This is a genomic window from Bacillus cereus group sp. BfR-BA-01311, from assembly GCF_022664295.1.
GTDB lineage: Bacteria > Bacillota > Bacilli > Bacillales > Bacillaceae_G > Bacillus_A > Bacillus_A cereus.
Window position 1 is genome coordinate 218435 of record NZ_JAKUHC010000006.1, and the last position, 25188, is coordinate 243622.

Genomic DNA, 25188 nt, shown 5'->3' on the forward strand with positions numbered 1-25188 from the left:
ACTTGAATACTACTGCATTTGCACTATTTTTAATTATTGTTCTTGGTACGCTCGTCATAACCTATTTTGCATCGAAAAAAACGAAAAATGCGAGTGAATTTTATACGGCTGGAGGGGGATTAACTGGTTGGCAAAATGGTCTGGCCATTGCTGGAGATTACATGTCTGCTGCTTCATTTCTCGGTATAGCTGGAGCAATCGCATTAACTGGGTTTGATGGATTCTTTTATAGTATCGGTTTTTTAGTTGCTTATCTAGTTGTACTATATCTTGTTGCAGAACCGCTTAGAAATTTAGGAAAGTACACTTTGGCGGATATGATTGCAGCACGCTTTGATGCGAAAAAAGTTCGCGGAGTTGCAGCTCTTAATACGATGACGATTTCTATCTTTTATATGATTGCACAATTAGTTGGCGCGGGTGCACTTATTAAATTATTATTAGGGATTGAATATACGACATCTGTATTAATCGTTGGAACACTTATGACGGTGTATGTTATTTTTGGAGGTATGACAGCAACGAGCTGGGTACAAATCGTAAAGGCTGTATTACTTATGGCTGGTACGTTTATTATTTCTGTTATCGTTTTCGCAAAATTCAACTTCAGCGTGACTGAAATGTTCGCTCAAATGAAAACAGCTACACCTTTAAAAGATTCATTTTTAAATCCAGGTGTAAAGTATAAGGATGGTCTTGATACACTTTCTTTAAATTTAGGACTAGTACTTGGTACAGCTGGATTACCACATATACTTGTCCGCTTTTTTACAGTACGTGATGCAAAAACTGCACGTCAATCTGTCGTATATGCGACGTGGTTAATTGGTGCATTTTATATTATGACGATTTTCTTAGGATTTGGTGCGGCAGCGTTTGTAGGAAATGAAGCGATTATTAAAGCGAACCCAGCTGGTAATATGGCGGCACCTTTATTAGCCAAAGCGTTAGGTGGAGACTTCTTATTTGCTTTCGTATCAGCAATTGCTTTTGCAACGATTTTGGCTGTAGTGGCAGGTCTTGTATTAACAGCAGCATCAGCATTCGCTCATGATTTTTATAATGAAATCATTCGTAAAGGAAAATCAACGGAAAAAGAGCAAGTATCCATGGCTCGTTATGCATCTATTGGAGTAGCGATACTATCTATCATACTTGCATTATTTGCCCAAACATTAAACGTAGCATTTTTAGTATCATTAGCATTTGCAGTTGCAGCGAGTGCAAATCTACCAGTAATTTTATTTACAATATATTGGAAGCGTTTTAATACAACGGGTGCTATTTCGGGTATGATTGTAGGTCTCGTATCAGCAATTGTTCTCGTAGCGTTGAGTCCGAATGTTTGGAACCCTGTAGCTGGAAAAGCTATTTTTGTTGGGGAAGCGTTATTCCCATATACGACACCAGGAATTATTTCAATTCCACTCGGATTTCTTGCAGCATATTTAGGAACGGTTTTATCTAGTAAGAAAGAAGATGAAGCGAAATTTGATGAAATTCTAGTGAAATCTAATACTGGTCATGGCATTAGCGATGCGTCTTCACATTAAATAAAAGAGGAGCTTTTCGATAGATAAGAAAAGCTCTTTTTTCTTTTGTCATTTTCTTGTAAATATTACTGATTTGTAAGTAGGATTTGTCTTAATTTTGTGGAATGAAAATAGCAGGGAGAAATTTAAGTCATCATGGCACCAGCGCAGCTTTTGTGAAAAATAAGTTGTTATGGAAGGTGGAAGTAATGATGAAAACGAAGCAAACTGATGAATTATTAGCAAAAGATGAGCAATATGTTTGGCACGGAATGCGTCCCTTTAGTCCAAATAGTACAATGGTAGGGGCAAAAGCTGAAGGGTGCTGGGTTGAAGATATACAAGGAAAAAGATATTTAGATGGTATGAGTGGCCTTTGGTGTGTCAATAGTGGATATGGAAGAAAAGAGCTCGCAGAAGCGGCTTATAAGCAATTACAAACATTATCATACTTTCCAATGTCACAATCCCATGAGCCAGCTATAAAGCTTGCTGAAAAGTTAAATGAGTGGCTTGGGGGAGAGTATGTTATTTTCTTCTCAAATAGTGGTTCAGAAGCGAACGAAACAGCTTTTAAAATAGCAAGGCAATACTATGCTCAAAAAGGTGAACCACATCGTTATAAATTTATGTCACGTTACCGTGGGTATCACGGGAATACAATGGCGACAATGGCAGCGACGGGACAAGCGCAGCGTAGATATCAGTATGAGCCGTTTGCTTCAGGTTTTTTACACGTAACACCACCGGATTGTTACCGTATGCCTGAAATTGAAGGGCAGCATATTTATGATGTAGAATGTGTGAAAGAAGTCGATCGTGTTATGACGTGGGAATTAAGTGAAACAATTGCTGCTTTTATTATGGAACCAATTATTACAGGCGGGGGCATATTAATGCCACCACAAGACTATATGAAAGCTGTTCATGAGACGTGTCAAAAACACGGTGCCTTGCTTATTAGTGATGAAGTAATTTGCGGTTTCGGTCGTACAGGAAAAGCATTTGGGTTTATGAATTATGATGTGAAGCCAGATATTATTACAATGGCAAAGGGCATTACGAGCGCATATTTACCATTATCTGCAACAGCTGTGAAAAAAGAAATATATGAGGCTTTTAAAGGTAAAGGAGAATATGAATTCTTCCGCCATATTAATACATTTGGTGGAAATCCAGCAGCTTGTGCATTAGCACTTAAAAACTTAGAGATTATGGAAAATGAAAAATTAATCGAGCGATCTGCGCAAATGGGTTCCCTTTTATTAGAGCAACTAAAAGATGAAATTGGGGAACATCCGCTTGTTGGGAATATTAGAGGAAAAGGTCTATTAGTTGGAATTGAATTAGTAAATGATAAAGAGACGAAAGAGCCAATTGATAACGACAAAATTGCAAGTGTTGTAAATGCTTGTAAAGAAAAGGGCTTAATTATAGGACGAAACGGTATGACAACAGCAGGATATAATAACGTTTTAACATTAGCGCCGCCTCTTGTTATTTCGAGTGAAGAAATCGCTTTTGTTGTTGGAACGTTGAAGACAGCGATGGAACGCATTTAATGGATGAAGCGAGCTGTAGATTACAGCTCGCTTTTGTTTAGTAGGAGGGGACTTTTAATGGATAAATATGATCCGAACAAACATTATCACATCGGATACTATGAAGACGGATATGATTTAGAAGTGACGGCGTACAAAAGAATAAATGAACCAGTTTGGGATGCTTATCTTCCGCACTATGAGGCAGACGATTTTTATAAGAAAGTGGAGGAAATGAAACTGGGTGAATATATAGATGATTATGGTATTAAGGTGTATTCATTTAGTAATGATATCAATGATGAAGAAGCACGAACTATTTTTGAAAAATGGTTAAAAAAGAACGAGATTGTTTAAAGATAAAACAAAAAGGAGATTGCTATCTTATAAAATAGCAATCTCCTTTTATTATAGTAAACTTATTTACTTGCTTTCATTGCTTTATCTTTTGCACCAAAAGTGTATTTTAACATTGGTGGTGTAATCATTGTAGTTAAAATAACGACAATAACAATTGCTGTAAAGTAATCTTGTGCCAATAGACCTGAAGAAAGTCCTGTTCCTGCGATGATAAGTGCAACTTCACCACGAGAAACCATTCCAGCACCGATAATTGCAGAAGACTTAGCGTCAAATCCAGTCATTCGTGCACCGAATCCACAGCCGATTAATTTCGTTAATACAGCGATAACAGTTAATGCTAAGATGAACCAAATTTGATTACCGATACCGTCAAATGTAATATTCATACCGATACTAACGAAGAATACTGGAACGAACATAGCGTAAGCAATTGGTTCTACTTTCTTTTCTACTTCATGTTTGTAGTTTGTTTGAGAAATTGCAATACCAGCAGCGAAAGCACCGATAATACCAGCAATTCCTAATAATTCGCCGAAATATGCGAATGAGAAACAGATGATAAGAGCCGCGCTCACGATAGACTCAGATACGCGTAGTGGTGATAACCAGCGCATAATCGCAGGAACACCTTTCCATCCGATTAAAATAATAGAAGCGAAGAATACAACTTTCTTCAAGATAACCATTGTTAAGTTAACATCATCTGTGCCTAAGAAGCTCATTGCAAATGCTAATAAAATAACAACAAGAATGTCATCAAATACAGCGGCTCCAAGCATCGTCGTACTTTCACGTGTTTTCATTTTACCTAAATCACGAAGTGTTTGTACGGAAATACTAACACTTGTCGCACATAGAAGTAATCCTAAGAATACAGCGTTTCCTTGTTCCATTCCCATCACAAGACCGGAAACGTAACCACCTACGAATGGAAGAATGATACCTCCGAGTGCAACTGCTAAAGAAGAATTACGATTTGCGTTTAATTCTTCTAAGTCTGTTTCAAGTCCAGCCATAAACATTAAAAGAATAACCCCGACATTACTTAATTGAGTTAGAAGCTCTGAATTTTCAATCCAACCTAATACAGCTGGACCGATAACGATACCGACAATTAATTTACCTAGTACAGAAGGTTGACCTAATCTAACACTAAGATCACCAGCAAGCTTTGTACTTAATAAAATAAGTGCAATTTGAAAGAAAAATTCGAATTCCATCTGATCCTCTCCTCGTCATTTTTAATTTTATCATACGATTTCTCGGAATTTGCCTAATGAAAATATGTAAAACCCATTAAACAAAAGGGTCTGATTACAAGTTCTTTTGAACTCGTAATTTGAACCTGTAATTAATATATAATAGATTTTATAAAAAATCAATGAAAAAATGGGAGCTTTTTGAGGAAGAAGCTGTCTTATTGGGATATAGGTGTAAGAGTAGTGTGTGAATTTTATATGTATAAAATAGTATGAAGTCCTTTTCTATTACAAATAATAAAGTCTACATACTATTTTACGAACTATAACTGTGAAAGGGAGGATTTATAATTTGAAGGCATTAAAAAATAACTTGTCTATTGTTGCTTTAGGTGGAGTAAATGAAATAGGAAAAAATATGTATGCTATCCAATATGAAAATGATATTGTCGTCATTGATTGTGGATCTAAATTTCCAGATGAAAGTTTATTAGGGATTGATTTAATAATTCCAGACGTCACATATTTGCAAGAAAATAAAGAAAAAATTCGCGGTTTAATAGTAACACACGGGCATGAGGACCATATTGGTGGAATACCATATTTTTTAAAACAACTAAATGTACCAATCTATGCAACAAAGTTAACGTTAGGTTTAATTGAAATTAAATTAAAGGAACACAATCTTCAAAATGATACGGAATTAATCGTTATTCATTCAGAATCAGAAATTGATTGTGGTTCTATTAAGGCAACTTTTTTTAAAACGAACCACAGTATTCCGGATTGTCTCGGTATTGTTTTTCATACACCAGAAGGTACTGTAGTACATACAGGTGATTTTAAATTTGATTTAACACCAGTAAATAATCAACATCCTGACATTCATAAAATGGCTAAAATAGGAAGTGAAGGTGTACTAGCTTTATTATCTGAAAGCACAAATGCAGAACGCCCAGGTTTTACTCCATCAGAAAGGTCAGTAGGAGAACGGATAGAGGAAATATTTATGAAAGCAAATAGAAAAGTAATTATTTCTACGTTTGCTTCTAATGTGAATCGTGTTCAGCAAATAGTTGAAGCATGTATAAAAACAAATCGAAAACTAGCTTTGCTAGGGAGAAGTATGGTAAATGTAGTAGAGGTTGCTCTAGAGAAAGGTTATTTATATATTCCAGAAGGTATGTTGATTGAAGCAAATGAGGTAAATCGTTTAGATCCAAAGCAGGTTGCAATACTTTGTACAGGAAGTCAAGGAGAACCAATGGCAGCTTTAGCGCGTTTAGCTAGTGGAAACTATAGACAAGTGGATATTTTACCAGAAGATACGGTTATTATAGCCGCGACCCCTATCCCAGGAAATGAACGTAACGTTTCTCGAATTATCGATAATTTATTTGCATTAGGAGCAAAGGTGATTTACGGATCAGGTAGTTCTACTGGAGTGCATGTATCAGGTCATGCATATCAAGAAGAGTTGAAGTTAATGCTTACATTAATGAAGCCAAAATATTTTATTCCAATTCATGGAGAGTTTAGAATGCTACATCACCATAGTTTGTTAGCAGAATCAATTGGTATTGAAAAGGAAAATATCTTTATTGTACGTAATGGAGATGTTGTAGATATAAGTAATGAAGTGGCAATTCAATCTAGAAGAATACAGGCAGGAAATATATATGTAGATGGATTAGGAATTGGAGATGTTGGAAATGCATTATTACGTGATCGTAAACAACTTTCAGAAGATGGAATGCTCGTTATAGTTATTACTTTTAATAAAGTGGATGGAGAAATAATTTCAGGTCCAGATATTATTTCTCGTGGATTTGTCTATGTCCGTGATTCAGAAGAATTTCTAAGAGAATTAAATAAATTAGCTGTTATTACGATTAATAATTTAAAGAAAGAGAATGTGAATAGCTGGGGTATTTTGAAAAGGGAGGTAAGAGAAGCATTAGGGAAGTATATATATACAAATACAAAACGAAAACCGATGATTCTTCCTATAATAATAGAGGTTTAATAGTAAAAAAGAATTCTCGTATGGGAATTCTTTTTTGTTTTGAAGAGAAAATGAACATATAATGAAATAAATAGAAATGGAAGGAAATAAAAGATGTTATTAAATAAACGTTTTACAATTGGAGAAATGGCGAAAATGCATAATATCGCAGAATCTACATTAAGGTATTATGATGAAAAAGGAATTTTTCATCCGTCCATTGTGGATCCTCAAACGAATTATCGTTATTATACAATCGATCAATTTTCACTGTTAGATACGATTAAATTTTTACGCCAGTTAAATATTCCGTTAAAGGAAATTAAGAAATATATTGATGAAAGAAATCCAGCATACGCACTCAATTTACTGGAAAAACAACAAGAGATGATGCTGAAGAAACAAAGAGAAATTGAGTATGCTTTGGCGAAAATGGAGCATAGAATTCATTTAATTAAGAAAGCAACAAAAGCAAAAGCTGAACAAATGGTAATTAAAGAGATTCCGCAGCGAAAAATTACAGCAATTGCGGTTGCTCCAAATACGACGGATGATATGTTTGAGTACTACATCCATTCGTTACAAAAAAATATGAGGCAAATGGATGATAGTTTATTTTCTGGAGATATTGGTGTAACTGTTGCGAAAAAAGGATTAATGCAAAATGAGTTTCAAGCATATAGCAGTGTATTTATTCTTTTGGATTATATGCCGTATGAAGTGCATACTTCAGATGAAATTAAAGAAGGTTTATATGCTTGCTCTTATCATCATGGACCGTATGAAGAAACAGATGCAACGTACAAGGAGTTACTTACATACATTGATAAAGCAGGTTACGAAGTACATGGAGATTCGATTGAGATTGGATTGATTGATTGGTCTGTAACAGAAAATCCAGAGGAGCAAGTAACAGAAATTCAAATTCCTGTAGTGAAAAAATAAGATGAAAACCTTTGAATTGATTACAAATTTACATTCATTAGTATAAGTCAGTTACCTGTTTTTTAATTCTCTCTTGACCTTCAAGTTACTTGAAGGTTTAAACTAAGAAAAGAGAGTTGAAAAAAAGGAGCATATTAGAGTATGGAAGCAACAGAAAAATTAAGAGAAAAACCGATAAAAAGCTTATTTATTTCTTATTTAATACCAGCCGTTCTTGGAATGGTATTAATGTCAGTGAATATTGTAATTGATGCGGTCATGATTAGTAGAGGAGTTGGGGCGAACGGTTTAGCAGGAGTGAACGTGGCTATTCCAGCATTTTCGATTTTCTTCTCTATTTCATTATGGATCGGAATGGGCGGGGCAACGTTATACTCCATTGCATTAGGTGAAAATAAACGAGAGAGAGCAAGGTCTATTTTTACTCAATCCATGACGGTAGCAGTTGTTATCGTAGGTGTTTTAGCAGCTATTTGCTTATGGAGAATAGAAGATTTAGCATACTTATTTGGTGCAAATGAAGTAATTCTACCATATGCGTTAGACTATTTACACGTATTATTAACATTTGGAATGATATACGTTTTAGAAAATATTTTAAGTACGTTCATACGAAATGATGGAAATCCTAATTTAGCAATGGCTGGTCTTGTTGTAACAGCTGTATTAAATATAGTGTTTGACTATATCTTTATTTTTATCTTTGGATGGGGCGTAACAGGTGCTGCTTCAGCGACTATTCTTTCGGCAGCGATTGGTTTCCTTGTATTATTAACTCATTTCTTTAGAAAAAGTAGTATTTTAAAGTGGACGAAATTCCATTTTGAATGGGATACTGTCAAACAAATTATGGTGATTGGTTTCCCAAGTTTTACAGCAGAAAGTACGGTTGCAATCGTAACGATTGGTTTTAATATCGCATTCGTTCAATATGTAGGAGAAGTAGGAGTAGCTTCCTATGCGATGGTGAATAGTATTCATGCAATGACATTACTATTATTCTTTGGTGTTGGAGGAGCATTACAGCCAATTGCTAGTTTCCATTATGGGGCAAATTTATCAGAGAGACTTCGTGAAGGATTGAAGTTTGCTGTGAAAATTGCAGTTGTCCTCGGAGGCATTGCGATAATTGTCGGATTATTCTTCGGGAAATATATCATTGGTTTATTTGATGTCCAATCTCCAGAATTATTGGAGTTAACCTTAACAGGTATTAGCTTATTCTTTATCCAATACGTATTTTTAGGTTATAACATTGTGTATGGAGAGTACTTCCAATCAGTGCGACAAACGAAGAAATCAGTACTTATTATAATGAGCAGAGGATTACTATTTATTATTCCATTGTTATGGATTATGCCGAAATTATTTGGGATAAACGGAATTTGGCTCGTTATGCCAGTTGCAGAAGTAATGACAGCGATTATCGTATTTACGATGAATCGTATGAAACATCCTGTTCCATTAAATATGGCAGGAGAGAAAGAAGCGATATGATGAAGAAAATCCCCTTAAGCAATTAAGGGGATTTTTTTATTCCTTTAAACTAATCGCAAAAGATCCATCCGTTTCTTGAACAGAAGCAAAGGCAACGTTTTTAATATTTGTAATTCCTTTTTCCTTTAATTCTTTATATAACCATTTTTCATCTTTATGTATTAACTTTAAGTTATCATATTGAATTTGTGAATCGACGATAAGTGCAATTGGTAATCCAGCATACTTAACTTCTATGTTTAAATCTTTTGGAGTTAATGGTACAAGTTCTCTTTTTGGTAAAATACTAATAGCGCCGTTCGCTTCTAAAATAGCGTATTCAATTTCATGAACACTTGGATATCCTGCAACGCGAAGGTTAGAAAGTAATTCAGCAATTGGATATCTACTTTTTTGTAAATTCTCAAAAATAATGTCACCATGTTTAATTAAAATAATAGGGTGCCCGAGAATAAAACGATTTAGTTTGTTGAATAGGCTTAATTTTGTAAGGATTAAATGTAAACATGTAATTACAAGCATACCGAGAAAAGCTTGCAAAGCACCAGAGACTGGTATGGCCTGAAAAGCTAAATAAGATAAAAAGATAATAGCACCAAAATCATGAGGAGTTAGTTGTGCTAAAGCTGATTTACCGAGCATCTTAAGTGATAGTAAAAATAAGATAAAAAAGAACGATACGTTACATAAAAAGAGAAGCAATAGAGACACTCCTTCGTGCAAAGTTGTACTTACTGTTCCCGAAAGAAATATAAATATTACTTTCTAGAGGATAAATTAGGTTGAATTGGAATTTGTCTGTATACAAACAAATAAATGGATATTATCATGAAAGAAGCAAAGAACATAGGAGTATATGGATATGAAAAAGAAAAAAATAATTAAGTATATGATAGGAATTATAATGGTTTGCGCCGTTTATGTGGGATTTTTACAATATAACATTTATAAGCATGGGCAAATGAATGCGACCTATGAAGCTGATTATATAATTGTATTGGGCTCGAAAGTAAACGGAACGAAACCATCGTACTCATTGCAATATCGTATTGATAAAGCAGCTGAGTATTTGAAATCACATGAGAAAGCAATCGCTATTGTATCTGGAGGGAAAGGAAAAGGGGAAGATATTTCAGAAGCATTAGCAATGAAAAATGAATTAATGAAATTAAAAATTGCAGAAGACCGCATTATAATGGAAGATAAGTCAACGAGTACTGATGAAAATATTAAATTCTCAAAACCTTTAATTCCGGACAATATGAAAAAAGGAATGATCGTAACAAACGATTTCCACATGTTTAGAGCGAAAAAAATAGCAGCTAAGCAAGGGTTACAATTAGAAGGTCTTCCGGCCGAAACACCAAAGCGAATTGTCATTCCATCGAATATACGTGAGTATTTAGCCATTACGCAATATTGGTTTATGAATCGAATATAGAGAAAAAAATCCCGTCTGAAAGTCCAGGTGGGATTTTTTGAGGGAAATCTTACAAACATGTCATCTTAATGAAAGGTAAAGCGATAGTTTCTAGAATGGATTCCTGACATAATGAAGATAACAAAAACTATTTAGAGGTGAGTCGGATGAAAGGAAATAATATACTATCTTCACTATGTTACTTTAGTATCTTTTTTGCACCATTTTTACTACCAATTATCGTGTACTTCGTTGCGGAAGATGAAGTGAAATACCACGCGAAAAAAGCATTTTGGTCACATATTTTCCCGTACGCAATTTTATTCGGAGGATTAGCGATATCAGGAATATTCGGTTTAGGATTCAATCAATCTGACAGTGCTGGAATTGGAATGATGATCACATATGCAGTGTTCATTCTTGTAGGAATTTACTACTTCATTTGGAATATCGGAAAAGGTATTAAAGTTTTGAAAACGGCGTAATAAGATAAGTATAATTTCATTTACCGTATCGATAAACGTTTTAAAAAAGAGCAGTTCAAAAAGAATTGCTCTTTTTGTGCTTATAAGTTGTGAAAATTGAAAAAGATATGTTAATTTTTCATTATGAAGAGAAAAAAGGAGTGATTTTCATGAATGAGATCATACATAAGATGGAGCAACATGTTTCAGTTCGTAAATATAAAGAAGAATCAATTCCGAAAGATGTAGTAGAAAAGATGGTGCACGCTGCGCAACATGCAGCTTCATCACATTTTGTACAGGCGTATTCTGTTATATATGTAACAGATCAGGAATTAAAGGCTAAACTAGCAGAGCTATCCGGAAATCGTCATGTGAAGGACTGTGCAGCATTTTTTGTTTGTTGTGCAGATTTAAAACGACTTGAAATTGCATGTGAAAAACATAGTACAGAGATAAAGCATGAGGGAGTAGAAGACTTTATCGTTGCGACGGTAGATGCTTCGCTTTTTGCGCAAAACTTAGCACTAGCAGCAGAATCGTTAGGATACGGTATTTGTTATATTGGTGGTATTCGTAATAATCCGAGAGAAGTGAGTGAACTGCTTCATTTACCTGATAAAGTATATCCTGTATTCGGAATGACAGTCGGCGTACCAGATGAAGATCATGGAGTGAAACCACGTTTACCAGTAGCAGCAATCCTTCATGAAAATGGATATGATGAAAAGAAATATGATGAATTATTAAATGAATATGATGAAACGATGAGCGCGTATTATAAAGAAAGATCATCAAACAAGAAAAACGTAACATGGACGGAATCAATGAGTTCGTTTATGTCTAAAGAAAAAAGAATGCATATGAAAGAGTTCTTAAGTGAAAAAGGATTAAATAAGAAGTGAGTAAAGAGGCAAACCTGTGATGCGGGTTTGCCTTTTTGGGAAGGAGAAATACCTAAGGCCAGAAAGTTGTTTATTCTTTCTGAACTTAGGTATTTTGTTTGTTATCATATACATAGAAATAAAAATTAATAATTTTTTACAAAAGTGATAGAAAATGAGAATGAAATGCCAATAGTAAGTAAAAGCAGCTGCTAAAGGGGAACTGAGGAAGGAAGAGGCTTATGATTTTCAATTCTGAAGAGGATTTAATTATAGCTATGAAAAAACATGATCAAGATGCTTTGAAAGAAGTGATTGATCAATATGGAAAATTAATTTTGTACATTATTCATAAATCATTAAGTACCCCTATTGAAAAACAATATGTGGATGATTGTTATAACGATGTATTTACTGTCATTTGGTTTAATATCGACCAATTTGATACAGAAAAGGGAAACTTAAAATCTTGGATGATTGGTATTACTAAATTGAAGGCATTGGAATATAAAAAGAAAGTATATAAAGAGAATACAATCGATAAAGACGTAGAAATAGATACAGGTGTACATGATAGGTATGAAATAGAACAAGAAGAAGAGATTATGGAAATAGTTCAAGATTTAAATAAGAAAGATCGATATATTTTTTTAAAGAGGTATATTGATGGATATTCCATTGACGATATTGCGAAAGAATTAAAAGTAACGGCGGATTATATATACAATCGAATTTCTCGTGGGAAGAGGAAACTTCAAAAACTGTGGAAAGGGAGTGTGTAATATGGATAAAAGATTATTATCGATGTTAAATGAGCTCCAATATTCAGAGGAAGAAATTACACGTTTAGAGAAAGAAGCAAATGAGTCCATCAATATAGATAAGTATTATGTGAAAAACGGGGAGTTATTGAAGAAATTAACGATGCAAATGTTGGAAGAATTAGTTCGTAAAGAGTTACAAGAAGGAGAAAAAATCGAATGTGAAATATTAGTAGAAGAGGGGAGTCTTGTAAATTCTAAAGTTATACCGAATATATTCACGACAGGTGCTACTTTTTATTATTACATTGTTTTAACGAATACAAGATTACGAATTAAATCGTTAGATTGTTATTTCAAAAAAATAAATGAGTACAATGTGCTAATTAGCTCAATTCAAGCAGTTTCGAGACATAAAAAAATGAAGAATGTATATGGAATTACTATAGATAATAACTATATACAATTAGGAAGTACCGAGCATGAACAAGAATTAAAAAACGTAATTGAGAAGCTAAAACAACGTGGAGTGAAAGAAGAGAGATATAAAGATATTGAAAAAAGTTGGCTGATTTTTTTCAATATGTTTGTAATAGCGATAGGTGGGCTTCTAGTTTTAAAATATTTAATTTGAAAATAAAAAGCGGCATAATAGCCGCTTTTTATCGTTATCATGTTTAAAAATATAACGATACTTCATTTGAAACCTATCTGTTATGGCACAAACTAAAGCACCTTTTATAACAAATGCAAACTTTCAATAAGAAGATATATACCTGTGCAGCTCAAAAGAATATACGTAAATATTTTAAAAATTCGTTGATTAAGCCATTTGAAAATAATTTGACCTATAAACAAACCTAAAAATACAATTGGAATGGCATAAAGACTTGATTCCCAAATGGTTTTGTTTGTGCCAGTAAAGAGTATTTGGGTTACTAGACTAATGAAATATATAAACAAATAAAAAGCTAATGTAGTTGCTCTTAACTTCTCTTTTTCAGTATCAGTTCCTGTAAAATAAAGTAACAGGGGTGGGCCGGGCATACCGATACTTGTCGTTAAAAGACCAGATAATCCACCAACTATGAAATCTCTAGATTGTGTTGATCTAATCTTAACGTTGCATATTAGCAATAATGTTAATAGTAAGAGTAGGATGCTAACTGCTAATTTAAAAGTGTTTATGTTAACGGAAATGAAAATTAAAATGCCAAAAGGAACACCAACTATACTTCCAAAAATAAACCTTTTCAGTAGAACAAAATCAACGTCCATTCTTATTTTCCAAATGAGTGAAATGGAAATAATTAAAGATAAAATAATGTTTATTTGTATAGCTTCTTGTGGTAGAAATAACATAAGTAAGAAAGGGGTTGCCATTATGGAAAAGCCAAAACCTGTACTTGCTTGCAGAATAGAAGCCACTAATATAATACATACGAAAATGAATGTGATACCCAAAACAGCCCTCCTATTTAATCAAGTTTAACTAGTTAAAGTCTATTATTTAAGTGCAATATTTCACAAACTCATTTGTATTTTAACATAAATATCTAGTTTTTTCTCAAATAGTATTGCCATATAAGGCTCTTTAACTAAAAAATCCGACTTACATTTTGAAACAATTTTATTATGGGGAAACAAATAATGAATGGGATCCAAATGTATTGATTATCATTAAATTATTCACTGAGATCCCCGCGATAAAATAAGAACATCCATATAAAACTTACAAAAATACAGCATGTAGCTAATAAACTGCCAATCATTTGAGGAGAAAGAATTTCTAACAGCCCTCCTGTAAAAAACATCGATAACTGAATAAGAGATCCGTAAATAGAATAATGGAATGAAAAAACTTTACCTATCATATTTTCGTGTGTGTAAGTTTGAAGTAATGTCGTATCAAGTGGAACGATGATTCCTCCTGCTATACGCATACAGAATAAAGTAATGATACCGATAATAAGTTGATCGGATAGAATGAATCCGAGAAAGAAAATTCCTTGTAATAAGTAGGCCCAACCGAATACTTTTTTCATTTTTTCTTTATTATGGGATATATAAAGATTAACGAGAAGGCTTCCTATCATAAGCCCAGCCCCTTGAACCGTATATAAAATCCCAATGTTCGTATGGAAAATTTTTTCGGCATAGATCGTTAGAAGTAGTTGATAAGCGCCTCCAATAATGCCCCATGAAATGCCGACAAGAATTAATGTTAAAATGATTTTTGTTTGTAATATGTATGTATAACCACCTTTTATATCAGTGAAAAATGCTTTGTTCTTGTTACAAGTATCATGAGCAGGAATACTCATGTTATAAATAAAATAGGCTGAAATAAAGTATGATAGGCTATTTACTAAAAAAGCGAACTCAATATGTAAAGATTGTGTAAGTATCCCGCCCAAAGAAGCACCTATAATAGACATAAAACCAGTAATTGTACTAGAAAGAGAGTTAGCAGTTACGAAATGATTTTGGTGTACGATATTTTTTAAGGTTGCTTGTTTAGCTGGTTCAAATAAACAAGCAAGTACAGATAAACATATATTAGCAATGAAAATAATCTCAATTTTATAGCCTGCGAGTAAGTATGTAAGAACTAGAATTCCCCGTGTAATATCGGTGAAAATCATAATATTCTTTTTAGAGAAACGATCTACAATTCCGCCTATGAATGGACTAAGAAGAAGCTGTGGTAAACTTTTACTTATAAAAGTAAGTGCGATCATAAACGGCGATTCCGTTATGCTGTAGACAAATGTTAATAAAGCTACCGTATGGAACCAATCCCCAAGTACACTTAATGTTTGCCCATAAAATAGTTTATTGAAGTTTTTATTTGTTTTAAGAAGTGTGGAATAAGAAACTGACATAAATAGATTATTCCTTATGTAATGACGATGTTTGAATTTGTTCTTTCCACTCACTTAAATACACTTTTTCCGCTGTAGGAAGTCCAACAGGTAATTGTGCAATCAATTCTAAACTATTTCCATCAGGGTCGTTAAAGTATACGGCTGCATGTGCTAATTCCGGAAAAACAATCGGTTCAATTGGTTCCATTCCAAAGTCTTTTCGTGCTGAAATTCTTTTTTGATTTAGCCAATGAATCGCATTTTCTAAATCATGTAAACTTACTTGAAAGGCGATATGTCGTAAAGAGGGGTGATAATTCACTTTGTATTCTGTACCTTCCCAAAGGCCGAGCCAACTCTCATTTTCTTTAATCCAAAAGAAAGCAATATTATCTCCTCTTTTATATAATTTTAGCCCTAGTGATTCATAAAAAGGTATTGATACTTTTAAGTTGCGGACAGGTAAATGTGCTTCGTAAAGACCTCTAATCATTGTAATCCCCCCTTAGTAAAAATGTTTCTTATTCCATAGTAAACAATATGTTGTTAGTTGAAATCGCAAATAAGAGGGATATAAATTCATACGAAAGTATGAAAAAAACAGCTCAAATATGAGCTGTTTTTTTTATAGTTTTTCGTTCATTTGTCAAGGGTAGGATATATTAATATCCGTATCCGCCGCCACCCCAACAGCTACATCCGATGATGATTAGAAGGATGAATAGTACGATAAGCAAAGCAAATCCACCGCCGAAACCAGCGCAACTTCCACCATAACTCATATGTTTTCCTCCTTTTTAGTAAGTTAATCTATATGGTTCATGGACTACTATATACAGTATGTTTTTTGTATAGAAAACGAGCCAGTCTCATTTATAATTAGACAAATGCCTGTAGATTCATTAGGATTGCATGTTAGTGATTTGTAAATAAACCTTTACGTAATTCATAATTTAGGCATAAAAAATAAAAAATTGTAAAAAAAACCATTTTCTTATTTTTTTATGAGAGAATATGTACTATAATTTTACAAGTAATATTATGGGAAAAGGGAGTTTTAGTATAGAGATGGAGATGGGACAATTAAAAAATAAAATAGAAAACAAAAAGAAAGAGTTAATTCAACTTGTTGCGAGACACGGATTGGATCATGATAAAGTTTTGTTATTTAGTCGTGATTTAGATATACTTATTAATAAGTTTATGAACATAAAAGACAAAGTGCATAAATAAAAAATTTATAGTTTTTTATATTAAGATGTTTCACAGAAAGGAGAGGACAGTAATTGGAACATTTACAGGAAGAATTGTATAAACAAATAAAAGAAGAAAAAGGTACAGTTACCATTTTCTTAAAGAGTGGCGTTAGAATAGTAGGAGAAGTTGTTGGAGTAGATAAATTTACAGTTTTAATCTTAGTGGATGGAAAACAACAGCTTATTTATAAGCAGGCTATATCAACAATAATGAAATAAGACACTCTTGTTGAGTGTCTTATTTCATTATTGCTTGCATGCCTCAACATCAATGCCGGCAGCAATTAACTTCTTTTCTCCATCTTGTTCAATGATTTTTTGTAATTTAGATAGGAAAGAATCAAAGTTTGTATGCTTTGCTACTTGGAATGTCATTTTATGTTCAATTGGTAGCCACGTATCAATATCAGCTTCGTTATGCTGGATTTTCACCTCAAGTTTATCGAGTGCATTAGCAACTTTTGCTTCGTACGTTTCTTTCGCTTCAAACTCCATCCATAAGTCATATAATTCCTCACCGAGAGAACCTGTTAATGTTTGTTTAATATTTAAAATAGCTTCTAGTTCATTTTTTTGTTTTTGTAGCTGTAAGTCATGACTATTCATTGTATCAAATGCAGGGATATCACCAGCTTCGGCTTCGACTAGATCGTGAATAATAACCATTTTAAGTAATTTCTCAATATTTACTTTTTGATCCAAATAAGGTTCAACTAAAATGGCCATTAGAGACATACGCCATGTATGTTCGGCAACACTTTCTTGACGTCCGTTGGAAAGCCAGCTATGTCGCATTTCATATTTTAGTTTTTCTGCTAATGCAATGACTTGTAAAATGTTGTGTTCCATCGTGATCCTCCTCATTTATTCATACCATAATTCTAATATAGAAATGAAATGTGTCAATTTCATGAGTATATTGCGATAAACAGATGATAAGCGTATAATACATGTTATATGTGAAAACGTATTATTAAAATAAAAAAATGTTATATAAAAATGGAAAGGAAAGGGCAGAAATATGGGAGAGAAAAATCAAGTATTAGCTAGACCACAAAGAAGAAAAAGGAAGTTTGATATTTCTAGCCCAGTGGGCATTATAGTAGGTTTCATTATAGTGATAGCGGCAATTATGCTTGGCGGCGGTGGAATAAAAGCTTTCAAAAACTTTTTAGATGTTTCATCTATTTTAATTGTCATAGGGGGAACAACAGCGACAATTGTTGTGGCATATCGATTTGGAGAAATAAAAAAATATACGAAAAGCATTTTTACTGTTTTACATAGAAGAGAAGAAGATTTAGAACAGTTAACAGATTTGTTTGTCGATTTTTCGAAAAAGTCTAAAAAGAACGGCTTGCTTTCTTTAGAGGTAGATGGAGAGCAAGTGGATAATCCTTTTATTCAAAAAGGAATTCGATTAATGTTAAGCGGTTACGATGAAGATGAATTAAAAGAAGTGTTATTGAAAGATATTGAAACGGAAGTGTATGAGTTAAGAAAAGGAGCAGCATTATTAGATAAAATTGGTGATTTTGCTCCAGCTTGGGGCATGATAGGGACTTTAATTGGTCTTATCATTATGCTCCAAAACTTACAAGATACATCGCAAATTGGTACAGGGATGGCAGTTGCGATGTTAACGACATTATATGGGTCTGTACTTGCGAATATGATTGCAATCCCTCTTGCGGAAAAAGTATATCGTGGTATTGAAGATTTATATACAGAGAAGAAGTTTGTAATAGAAGCAATTTCAGAATTGTATCGTGGACAAATCCCTTCTAAATTAAAGTTGAAACTGGATACATACGTATACGAAACAAAGGTAAAAAAGGTAAAAGGAGCAGCCTAATATTTCAAGGAGTGGTATGATGAGTAAAGGACCGCAAAAGGGATCGCCTCGTTGGATGACGACTTTTACAGATTTAACGATGTTATTATTAACTTTCTTTGTATTACTAGTTGCTACATCAAAGCAAGATGCAGTAAAATTGTCAAAGATGCTTGAAAAGTTTAGTGATACGGGGCAAGTAGATGCAAAAGTAATGGAAAATACAATACCAGATATTTCACATGAAAAAAATGATGAAAAAATGATCTCAAAAAAGAGAATGGATGAATTATATAAGAAGTTAAAAGCGTATGTAGATAATAACGGTATTAGTCAAGTGAATGTATATCGGGAGGATACAGGGGTAAGCGTCGTTATAGTAGATAATTTAATATTTGATACAGGCGATGCAAACGTTAAGCCCGAAGCGAAAGGGATAATAAGTCAATTAGTTGGATTTTTTCAATCCGTACCTAACCCAATTGTTGTAGAGGGACATACAGATAGTAGACCTATTCATAACGAGAAATTCCCTTCTAATTGGGAGTTATCTTCAGCACGAGCGGCAAATATGATTCACCATTTAATTGAAGTGTATAATGTGGATGATAAAAGGCTAGTTGCGGTAGGATATGCAGACACAAAGCCAATTGTACCAAATGATTCACCGCAAAACTGGGAAAAAAACCGTCGCGTTGTTATTTATATAAAAGAGTAGTATATTATTATTTTAATAATAAAATAATAAAAATACGAAAATTCTTTTAAAAAAATATTAAATTTTATCATTTTATTTTGTATAATGAGTGAGAATGATAAGGTGAAATATTAAGATATATTTATACATAGAAGGAGAGAATTAAAAAGAATGGCACATAAAATTTTAGTAGTAGACGATGCGATGTTTATGCGAACGATGATTAAAAACTTATTAAAAAGTAATGCTGACTTTGAAGTTATCGGCGAAGCAGAGAATGGGGTAGAAGCGATTCAAAAGTATAAAGAACTTCAACCTGATATTGTAACATTAGATATTACTATGCCAGAAATGGACGGGCTTGAAGCATTAAAAGAAATTATTAAAATTGATTCAAGTGCAAAGGTTGTTATTTGTTCTGCAATGGGACAACAAGGTATGGTATTAGATGCAATTAAGGGCGGGGCAAAAGACTTTATTGTAAAGCCATTCCAAGCCGATCGTGTAATTGAAGCTTTAACAAAAGTAGCAAATAGTTAATATAGAAGGGGTGCCACAAGGAATCAAAACAGTGATAGCGGATCGACGTGTGGCCCCCTTTTTTCTCATTGTAAAACACTAAATTGTTATACATAAATGAAATGTTTGTTAGACAGGTAGGGGATAAAAATGCAAACAGATCTATTAAATATATTTTTCGAAGAGTCAGAAGAACATTTACAGTCGCTAAATGAAAATGTGCTAGTGTTAGAGCAAAATCCTGCTGATATGGATGTTGTGGGAGAAATATTCCGCTCCGCTCATACATTCAAAGGTATGTCTGCGAGTATGGAATTTACGGAGATGGCTGATTTAACGCATAAGATGGAAAATGTGTTAGATGAAATTCGTCATGGAAATATAGTTGTAAATGCGGATATTATTGATGTGATTTTTGAGTGCATTGATAATTTGGAGAAGATGGTTGCAGATGTGCAACAAGGTGGAATGGGCAATATTGATGTAGCCTCAACTAAACAGAAATTAGAAGCGTTATTGAACGGCAATGTAGAAACTCCTACGGAACATATAGAGCAAAATCATATAGACAACGATGATGCAGTTTCGCATGAAGTGCATATAACAGTTGAACAGCAAGCGATTTTAAAAGCAGTACGTGCCATTATGTGTATTGAAGCATTGCAAAATGTAGGGAATATACAAAAAACAGCTCCGAGTATTGAAGAAATTGAAGCAGATGCTTTCGGATTTGAATTTACAGTATTTATGGATACGGATTGTAGTATAGAAGAGTTGAAACAAGTAGTACTTCATGTTTCTGAAATTGAGAAAGTGGAAGTAAAGCAAGGAGAACCTATATCGAAGGAAGTAGCTTCTAAAAAAGTTGTTACACAAGAAGTTGTGCAAGTAGAAGAAAAGCTACAACCAGCTGTGGCTACTCAGGTAGAATCACCGATAGAGGCAACGAATCAACCTTCAAGTACTATGCCAGCTAAAAGTACTACAAAAACGAAAAATGCTAAAGTGGAGAATCGTTCAATTCGTGTTCAATTAGAGAAAATCGAAAGATTAATGAATATGTTTGAAGAAAGTGTAATTGAACGTGGGCGTATTGATGAATTGGCTCAAACGATTCAAAACAAGGAGCTAATTGAACATTTAAATCGATTAGGCGATATTTCAAAAGATATTCAAAATGTACTATTAAATATGCGTATGGTGCCGATTGAAACTGTGTTCAATCGTTTCCCGCGTATGGTACGTATGTTAGCGAAAGATTTAGGGAAAAAAATCGATTTACAAATTACAGGTGAAGATACTGAAGTAGATAAAATTGTTATTGATGAAATCGGTGATCCGCTCGTTCATTTAATTCGAAATGCAATCGATCACGGTGTTGAAACTGTTGAAAAACGACGTGATGCAGGTAAAAATGAGACAGGTACGATTAAATTAGAAGCCTTTCATAGTGGAAATCATGTCGTTATTCAAATTACGGATGATGGAAACGGTATTAATAAAGGGAAAGTATTAGAAAAAGCGATTAAAAATGGCGTTGTAACTGAAGCAGATGCGAATAGATTAACAGATCGTGAAGTGTTTGATCTTATTTTCCAACCAGGATTTAGTACAGCTGAAGTTGTATCAGATCTTTCTGGACGCGGTGTCGGATTAGATGTTGTAAAACATACGATTCATAGTTTAGGTGGGCATTTAATTATTGATTCTGAGGAAGGAAAGGGAAGTACATTTAGAATTGAACTTCCATTAACGTTATCTATTATTCAATCTATGCTTGTTCAAACGAATGATAAGCGTTATGCTTTACCTCTTGGAAATATCGTTGAAGCAATTCGAATTAAGAGAGAAGACATCCAATCCTTACAAGGAAAAGATGTGTTAAATTATCGTAATCAAATTATTGAAGTGAAACATTTAAGTACTGTATTTGGTGAAAAAACAGTAGATGAGGCGTTTGCGTCATATGATGGTCAAATGGTTCCTGTGTTAATTGTTCGTAATACACATCGCAGCTATGGACTTATTGTAAACACAATTATCGGTCAAAGAGAAATAGTCTTAAAGTCATTAGGTGACTTCTTTGCAGAGAGTTCTAACTATTTCTCTGGTGCGACGATTCTCGGTGATGGACGAGTGGTCCTCATTTTAAACCCAGAAGGTTTATAATAGGAATGAAGGAAAGCTCCCCACTTGTATACAATTGGGGAGCTTTTTGGCTAATCGCTACGAATCTAATAATGGGAATACATACATATTAACGTTTTATATAATAAGTTTGTTAAAATTAAATGAGAGTTTATATTATTTGATAGAAAAACAGAAATGAGGAGGCAGGGAAAATGCCTGAGCAACACACAAAAGGGGATACGAGCACGATTGTGCTAGAAAAAGAAAATGAGCATTTAACGCCTCAAGAATGCGATATTCTTGGCGAAATTGCAAATATATCATTTGGTTCAGCTTCGACTGTATTATCAACAATTTTAAATAGGCAAGTAAGCATTACTGCTCCTCGCATAGAGTTGGTAGATTTATATGATTCAAGAGATGTCGAAGTTCCACATGTTGTATTAAACATTCATTTTACAAAAGGATTGGATATGGAAAACCTTCTTGTCCTTAAGCAAGATGTTGCATTATCCATTGCTGATTTAATGATGATGGGAACAGGTGAAGTGGAGGATGGAAAAGAACTTGGTGAATTAGAGCTAAGTGCTGTACAAGAAGCGATGAATCAAATGATGGGATTCGCAGCTACATCTATGTCGGAATTCTTCCAAGATACAGTAGATATGTCTCCGCCGACGATTAAAGTTGTAAAGTTATCAGAAGAAATGGAGAAAATCTCTGAAATCGATGGGAATCATACGATTGTTAAAGTGTCGTTTGATTTAAAGATAGATAATCTTGTAAACTCTAAACTTGTACAAATTGTTTCAGTTGAGCATGCGAAACAAATGGTAAATAAATTAATGCAATTATCTGGTGAAGTAGAAGAAACAGTCGAACCAGCAGAAGTAGTGGAAACTGAGATTGTAGAAGAACAAGTTGAAAAAGAGCATTTAACACAAGAAGAGAAAGATGTGCTTGGTGAAATTGCAAATATTTCAATTGGTTCCGCTTCAACAGTATTGTCAACGCTTTTAAATCAGCCAGTTACAATTAGTACACCAAATGTGGAAGCAATTAATGTTCGTCATTATGATGGAGTACCAGTACCATTTGTTATTTTAAATGTCGACTTTGTTGAAGGGCTAAAGAATGAGAATGTATTCGTATTTACGAAAGATGTTGCTTTAACAATGGTAGATTTAATGATGATGGGAACAGGGGAAGTTGACCCAGAAAAAGAGCTTACTGAATTAGAACTGAGCGGTATTAAAGAAATTATGAACCAAATGATGGGTCATGCTGCTACGGCGATGTCAGAAATGTTTCAAGAAAAAATGGACATGACGCCGCCAAATGTTAAATTTGTAACGTTAAAAGAAGAAATGGAATATTTGGGAGAGTCAATGGAAGTGGACGAACTCGTTCAAATTACGTTCAATCTTGAAATTGGCGATTTGCTTCAATCGAAGATGTATCAAATTTTGCCAATTTCCGAAGCGAAAGAAATGGTAAGGCGACTTCTGTATCCGATGGTGGAAGAAGAAGAGATTGCCACAGAAGAAATTGAAGAAGAAAAAATTGTAGAACCAGTTGTGCAACCTATTGAATTTAAAGAAGTAAAACAAATGGAACCAGTATATATGGACACGTCCATTCTACAAAATGTAGAAATGAACGTGAAATTTGTATTTGGAAGTACAGTGAAAACGATTCAAGATATATTAAGTTTACAAGAAAATGAAGCAGTTGTACTAGATGAGGATATTGATGAACCGATTCGTATTTATGTAAATGATGTATTAGTAGCGTATGGTGAACTTGTAAATGTAAATGGATTTTTTGGAGTAAAAGTGACGAAATCACTATAAGGCATTGAAATAGGAGTTTGAACTAGTAGATGAAAAACGTAAAGTTTTTTCTAATGAGTTGGCTATGCATACATGTGTGCTTGTTCTTCCCCTTGCAAAGTCAGGCTGAGGAACAAATTGAGCCAGATCAAAAAATAAATGAAGTGAATGTACAAGAAGAAAATAAGGAATCTCAAGAATCGTCAGAGCAAGTGGAAACGAAGCAAGATGAAGAGAAACAAAAAGAAGCAGAACAACAAGAAGTAGTAAATAAACAATTGAGTGAAAGAAAGATAGAAACAGAACAGGGAATTATTACAGTAAATAAGCCGGAGCTTAAAGTTGGCGAAGAGGTGCGAATTGCTGTAGAACCAAATGGGAAAAACATTCAAAGTATGAAAGGTATATTGCAGTTACAAAAAAATGGGGAGCAATATGCGCAAGAAAGAATGTTATCTTTTGAGTATGATGAAGAAACGAAGAGCTGGGTTGCTAACTATAAAGCAGGGGATTTTGATTTGCAAGGTGATTGGAATCTTCAGCTCGTTCAAAGTTACAAAGAGAATGAGAAAGAAGAGCTCATAAAAAATGAAGTGAAAGTCCCGCTCATTCGTATTAAAAATGAAACGCCAACTATAGATAAAGAATTGCCAAAGTTACAGAAAGTTACTATTGATGAAGTAAAAGAGAACTTAGTTGAACGAAAACAGGGAGATTCTATACATATACGAGTAAAAGCATCAGATATAGAATCGGTTGTAAAAGAAGTACGCGTTACATTAAAAGGGAAAGAAAATAAAGAGCTTTCGTTTTTATTAGACTACAACAAGCATGATATGGATTGGCAAAAAGTATTTGAAATAACAGAAGCATTGCCGGCTGGGCCATACGAATTACTTGTAGAGATAATAGATGCAGCAGGTAATAAACTTGTTGAGGAAAGTGAATATACCATTTCTGTTTTGGTGCCAAAAAATGAAGATGATAAAAAGATAGAAGAGAAAGAAGATAAATTAGATAATAAACTAGAAAATGAATTAGAAGAGAAGAAAGAAAATAAGAAGCAAGAAGATTCCAAAGTCAAAAACCCGGTTCCAGAAGAAAATTTGCCAGTTGTTCAAATTCCGAAGCGAGATGAGAAAGTAAATAAGTTTATAAAAGAACCGTTGGAAGAGAAAGAGGAATTTACTTACGTTATAAAAGAGCCGTTCGAAGACAACAAGGAAGTACATAAGGCGAAGGACCAAAAAGAGAAAAATAACAAACAAGTTGCCTCTAAAAAGAAAGAACAAAAAGAAGAACCGAAAGACAAGAAAGAAGAAAAAGGTGAACAGGGAGTGCAAGCTTCTGATGTGTTTACTATCATGTCAGGTTTATTCGTACTGTTTTTAGTTTTAAAGAGTAATAAAGAATGGGGCTAATTATTTCATAGTAGTGGAGGC

26 protein-coding genes are annotated in these 25188 nt (G+C 33.8%); 19 read left to right on the plus strand and 7 right to left on the minus strand.

Features of this window, described 5'->3' with window-relative positions:
• Window positions 1-2: 2 nt before the first annotated feature.
• The 3 genes from MR136_RS16700 to MR136_RS16710 all read left to right on the plus strand — a co-directional run bounded on the left by MR136_RS16700 (window position 3) and on the right by MR136_RS16710 (window position 3430).
• Complete coding sequence (locus tag MR136_RS16700) at window positions 3-1553, plus strand: solute symporter family protein (RefSeq protein WP_001098240.1); 1551 nt, start codon at window positions 3-5, stop codon at window positions 1551-1553.
• A gap of 191 nt (window positions 1554-1744) precedes the next feature.
• Window positions 1745-3094, plus strand: coding sequence for an aspartate aminotransferase family protein (locus tag MR136_RS16705; protein ID WP_017672985.1), 1350 nt, complete (start codon window positions 1745-1747; stop codon window positions 3092-3094).
• Window positions 3095-3151: 57 nt separating this feature from the next.
• Window positions 3152-3430 carry a DUF3986 family protein gene (locus tag MR136_RS16710; protein ID WP_000362149.1) on the plus strand — a complete coding sequence of 93 codons (279 nt, stop codon included), beginning with the start codon at window positions 3152-3154 and terminating at the stop codon, window positions 3428-3430.
• A gap of 62 nt (window positions 3431-3492) precedes the next feature.
• Here MR136_RS16710 and MR136_RS16715 read toward each other — a convergent pair whose 3' ends face one another.
• Entirely contained in the window at window positions 3493-4656 is a 1164-nt protein-coding gene (locus MR136_RS16715; protein WP_000393901.1) for a cation:proton antiporter, read from the minus strand.
• Between the two features lie 331 nt (window positions 4657-4987).
• Between MR136_RS16715 and MR136_RS16720 the strand changes: the two genes are divergently transcribed.
• From MR136_RS16720 to MR136_RS16730, 3 genes are all read left to right on the plus strand, one after another.
• A complete protein-coding gene (locus tag MR136_RS16720) occupies window positions 4988-6661 on the plus strand; it encodes a ribonuclease J (protein WP_000645620.1) in 1674 nt (557 codons plus the stop codon).
• A 93-nt stretch (window positions 6662-6754) separates the two neighbouring features.
• Window positions 6755-7585 carry a MerR family transcriptional regulator gene (locus MR136_RS16725; protein WP_000925934.1) on the plus strand — a complete coding sequence of 277 codons (831 nt, stop codon included), beginning with the start codon at window positions 6755-6757 and terminating at the stop codon, window positions 7583-7585.
• A gap of 141 nt (window positions 7586-7726) precedes the next feature.
• Window positions 7727-9082, plus strand: a complete 1356-nt coding sequence (locus MR136_RS16730) for an MATE family efflux transporter (protein ID WP_017672984.1) — start codon at window positions 7727-7729, stop codon at window positions 9080-9082.
• Between the two features lie 36 nt (window positions 9083-9118).
• On the opposite strand, the gene MR136_RS16735 is transcribed toward MR136_RS16730, so the two are convergent.
• Window positions 9119-9784, minus strand: coding sequence for a DUF421 domain-containing protein (locus MR136_RS16735; RefSeq protein WP_000923927.1), 666 nt, complete (start codon window positions 9782-9784; stop codon window positions 9119-9121).
• Window positions 9785-9944: 160 nt separating this feature from the next.
• On the opposite strand from MR136_RS16735, the gene MR136_RS16740 reads away from it, so the two are divergent.
• The 5 genes from MR136_RS16740 to MR136_RS16760 all read left to right on the plus strand — a co-directional run bounded on the left by MR136_RS16740 (window position 9945) and on the right by MR136_RS16760 (window position 13245).
• The gene (locus tag MR136_RS16740) at window positions 9945-10523 is read left to right on the plus strand and encodes a YdcF family protein (protein WP_000727396.1); all 579 of its coding nucleotides are present in this window, start codon (window positions 9945-9947) and stop codon (window positions 10521-10523) included.
• Window positions 10524-10669: 146 nt separating this feature from the next.
• Window positions 10670-10987 carry a magnetosome magnetite crystal formation protein family gene (locus tag MR136_RS16745; protein ID WP_242259530.1) on the plus strand — a complete coding sequence of 106 codons (318 nt, stop codon included), beginning with the start codon at window positions 10670-10672 and terminating at the stop codon, window positions 10985-10987.
• A 149-nt stretch (window positions 10988-11136) separates the two neighbouring features.
• Window positions 11137-11871, plus strand: coding sequence for an oxygen-insensitive NADPH nitroreductase (gene nfsA, locus MR136_RS16750; RefSeq protein ID WP_061456995.1), 735 nt, complete (start codon window positions 11137-11139; stop codon window positions 11869-11871).
• 221 nt (window positions 11872-12092) lie between these two features.
• On the plus strand, window positions 12093-12632 hold the full coding sequence (locus MR136_RS16755; RefSeq protein ID WP_017672982.1) for a sigma-70 family RNA polymerase sigma factor: 540 nt from the start codon (window positions 12093-12095) through the stop codon (window positions 12630-12632).
• Between the two features lies 1 nt (window position 12633).
• Complete coding sequence (locus tag MR136_RS16760; RefSeq protein WP_103622780.1) at window positions 12634-13245, plus strand: flagellar motor switch protein FliG; 612 nt, start codon at window positions 12634-12636, stop codon at window positions 13243-13245.
• A 104-nt stretch (window positions 13246-13349) separates the two neighbouring features.
• Here MR136_RS16760 and MR136_RS16765 read toward each other — a convergent pair whose 3' ends face one another.
• The 4 genes from MR136_RS16765 to MR136_RS16780 form a co-directional block, all read right to left on the minus strand.
• On the minus strand, window positions 13350-14075 hold the full coding sequence (locus MR136_RS16765) for a sulfite exporter TauE/SafE family protein (RefSeq protein WP_017672981.1): 726 nt from the start codon (window positions 14073-14075) through the stop codon (window positions 13350-13352).
• Window positions 14076-14296: 221 nt separating this feature from the next.
• A complete protein-coding gene (locus tag MR136_RS16770; RefSeq protein ID WP_017672980.1) occupies window positions 14297-15496 on the minus strand; it encodes an MFS transporter in 1200 nt (399 codons plus the stop codon).
• Window positions 15497-15503: 7 nt separating this feature from the next.
• Window positions 15504-15971 (minus strand): VOC family protein, encoded by a 468-nt coding sequence (locus tag MR136_RS16775; protein WP_017672979.1) that lies wholly within the window; start codon window positions 15969-15971, stop codon window positions 15504-15506.
• A gap of 169 nt (window positions 15972-16140) precedes the next feature.
• Window positions 16141-16260: a YjcZ family sporulation protein gene (locus MR136_RS16780; RefSeq protein ID WP_000120179.1), complete on the minus strand. Its 120-nt coding sequence runs from the start codon at window positions 16258-16260 to the stop codon at window positions 16141-16143.
• Between the two features lie 232 nt (window positions 16261-16492).
• On the opposite strand from MR136_RS16780, the gene MR136_RS16785 reads away from it, so the two are divergent.
• Both MR136_RS16785 and hfq read left to right on the plus strand, forming a co-directional pair.
• Window positions 16493-16711, plus strand: a complete 219-nt coding sequence (locus MR136_RS16785; protein ID WP_000291688.1) for an aspartyl-phosphate phosphatase Spo0E family protein — start codon at window positions 16493-16495, stop codon at window positions 16709-16711.
• 53 nt (window positions 16712-16764) lie between these two features.
• Window positions 16765-16953 carry an RNA chaperone Hfq gene (gene hfq / locus MR136_RS16790; protein WP_000400665.1) on the plus strand — a complete coding sequence of 63 codons (189 nt, stop codon included), beginning with the start codon at window positions 16765-16767 and terminating at the stop codon, window positions 16951-16953.
• 27 nt (window positions 16954-16980) lie between these two features.
• Here hfq and MR136_RS16795 read toward each other — a convergent pair whose 3' ends face one another.
• Window positions 16981-17583 carry an HD domain-containing protein gene (locus MR136_RS16795; RefSeq protein WP_000400752.1) on the minus strand — a complete coding sequence of 201 codons (603 nt, stop codon included), beginning with the start codon at window positions 17581-17583 and terminating at the stop codon, window positions 16981-16983.
• 172 nt (window positions 17584-17755) lie between these two features.
• Here MR136_RS16795 and MR136_RS16800 point away from each other — a divergent pair, with 172 nt between their 5' ends.
• The 6 genes from MR136_RS16800 to MR136_RS16825 all read left to right on the plus strand — a co-directional run bounded on the left by MR136_RS16800 (window position 17756) and on the right by MR136_RS16825 (window position 25167).
• Window positions 17756-18589 carry a flagellar motor protein MotP gene (locus tag MR136_RS16800; RefSeq protein ID WP_000504192.1) on the plus strand — a complete coding sequence of 278 codons (834 nt, stop codon included), beginning with the start codon at window positions 17756-17758 and terminating at the stop codon, window positions 18587-18589.
• A gap of 19 nt (window positions 18590-18608) precedes the next feature.
• Window positions 18609-19286: an OmpA family protein gene (locus MR136_RS16805; RefSeq protein ID WP_242259531.1), complete on the plus strand. Its 678-nt coding sequence runs from the start codon at window positions 18609-18611 to the stop codon at window positions 19284-19286.
• A gap of 150 nt (window positions 19287-19436) precedes the next feature.
• The gene (locus tag MR136_RS16810) at window positions 19437-19805 is read left to right on the plus strand and encodes a response regulator (protein WP_000940565.1); all 369 of its coding nucleotides are present in this window, start codon (window positions 19437-19439) and stop codon (window positions 19803-19805) included.
• Between the two features lie 129 nt (window positions 19806-19934).
• A complete protein-coding gene (locus tag MR136_RS16815; RefSeq protein WP_061456998.1) occupies window positions 19935-21953 on the plus strand; it encodes a chemotaxis protein CheA in 2019 nt (672 codons plus the stop codon).
• A gap of 173 nt (window positions 21954-22126) precedes the next feature.
• Entirely contained in the window at window positions 22127-23767 is a 1641-nt protein-coding gene (locus MR136_RS16820; protein ID WP_017672978.1) for a flagellar motor switch protein, read from the plus strand.
• A 29-nt stretch (window positions 23768-23796) separates the two neighbouring features.
• Window positions 23797-25167, plus strand: a complete 1371-nt coding sequence (locus tag MR136_RS16825) for a hypothetical protein (protein ID WP_061456999.1) — start codon at window positions 23797-23799, stop codon at window positions 25165-25167.
• Window positions 25168-25188: the final 21 nt, after the last annotated feature.

Coding starts and splice junctions, on each gene's coding strand:
- MR136_RS16815 (WP_061456998.1), top strand. CDS start 19,935: ATGCAAACAGATCTATTAAATATATTTTTCGAAGAGTCAGAAGAACAT.
- nfsA (WP_061456995.1), top strand. CDS start 11,137: ATGAATGAGATCATACATAAGATGGAGCAACATGTTTCAGTTCGTAAA.
- MR136_RS16755 (WP_017672982.1), top strand. CDS start 12,093: ATGATTTTCAATTCTGAAGAGGATTTAATTATAGCTATGAAAAAACAT.
- MR136_RS16825 (WP_061456999.1), top strand. CDS start 23,797: ATGAAAAACGTAAAGTTTTTTCTAATGAGTTGGCTATGCATACATGTG.
- MR136_RS16705 (WP_017672985.1), top strand. CDS start 1,745: ATGAAAACGAAGCAAACTGATGAATTATTAGCAAAAGATGAGCAATAT.
- MR136_RS16740 (WP_000727396.1), top strand. CDS start 9,945: ATGAAAAAGAAAAAAATAATTAAGTATATGATAGGAATTATAATGGTT.
- MR136_RS16810 (WP_000940565.1), top strand. CDS start 19,437: ATGGCACATAAAATTTTAGTAGTAGACGATGCGATGTTTATGCGAACG.
- MR136_RS16715 (WP_000393901.1), bottom strand. CDS start 4,656: ATGGAATTCGAATTTTTCTTTCAAATTGCACTTATTTTATTAAGTACA.
- MR136_RS16775 (WP_017672979.1), bottom strand. CDS start 15,971: ATGATTAGAGGTCTTTACGAAGCACATTTACCTGTCCGCAACTTAAAA.
- MR136_RS16800 (WP_000504192.1), top strand. CDS start 17,756: ATGGGAGAGAAAAATCAAGTATTAGCTAGACCACAAAGAAGAAAAAGG.
- MR136_RS16730 (WP_017672984.1), top strand. CDS start 7,727: ATGGAAGCAACAGAAAAATTAAGAGAAAAACCGATAAAAAGCTTATTT.
- MR136_RS16805 (WP_242259531.1), top strand. CDS start 18,609: ATGAGTAAAGGACCGCAAAAGGGATCGCCTCGTTGGATGACGACTTTT.
- MR136_RS16745 (WP_242259530.1), top strand. CDS start 10,670: ATGAAAGGAAATAATATACTATCTTCACTATGTTACTTTAGTATCTTT.
- MR136_RS16725 (WP_000925934.1), top strand. CDS start 6,755: ATGTTATTAAATAAACGTTTTACAATTGGAGAAATGGCGAAAATGCAT.
- MR136_RS16795 (WP_000400752.1), bottom strand. CDS start 17,583: ATGGAACACAACATTTTACAAGTCATTGCATTAGCAGAAAAACTAAAA.
- MR136_RS16710 (WP_000362149.1), top strand. CDS start 3,152: ATGGATAAATATGATCCGAACAAACATTATCACATCGGATACTATGAA.
- MR136_RS16820 (WP_017672978.1), top strand. CDS start 22,127: ATGCCTGAGCAACACACAAAAGGGGATACGAGCACGATTGTGCTAGAA.
- MR136_RS16780 (WP_000120179.1), bottom strand. CDS start 16,260: ATGAGTTATGGTGGAAGTTGCGCTGGTTTCGGCGGTGGATTTGCTTTG.
- MR136_RS16760 (WP_103622780.1), top strand. CDS start 12,634: ATGGATAAAAGATTATTATCGATGTTAAATGAGCTCCAATATTCAGAG.
- MR136_RS16770 (WP_017672980.1), bottom strand. CDS start 15,496: ATGTCAGTTTCTTATTCCACACTTCTTAAAACAAATAAAAACTTCAAT.
- MR136_RS16785 (WP_000291688.1), top strand. CDS start 16,493: ATGTACTATAATTTTACAAGTAATATTATGGGAAAAGGGAGTTTTAGT.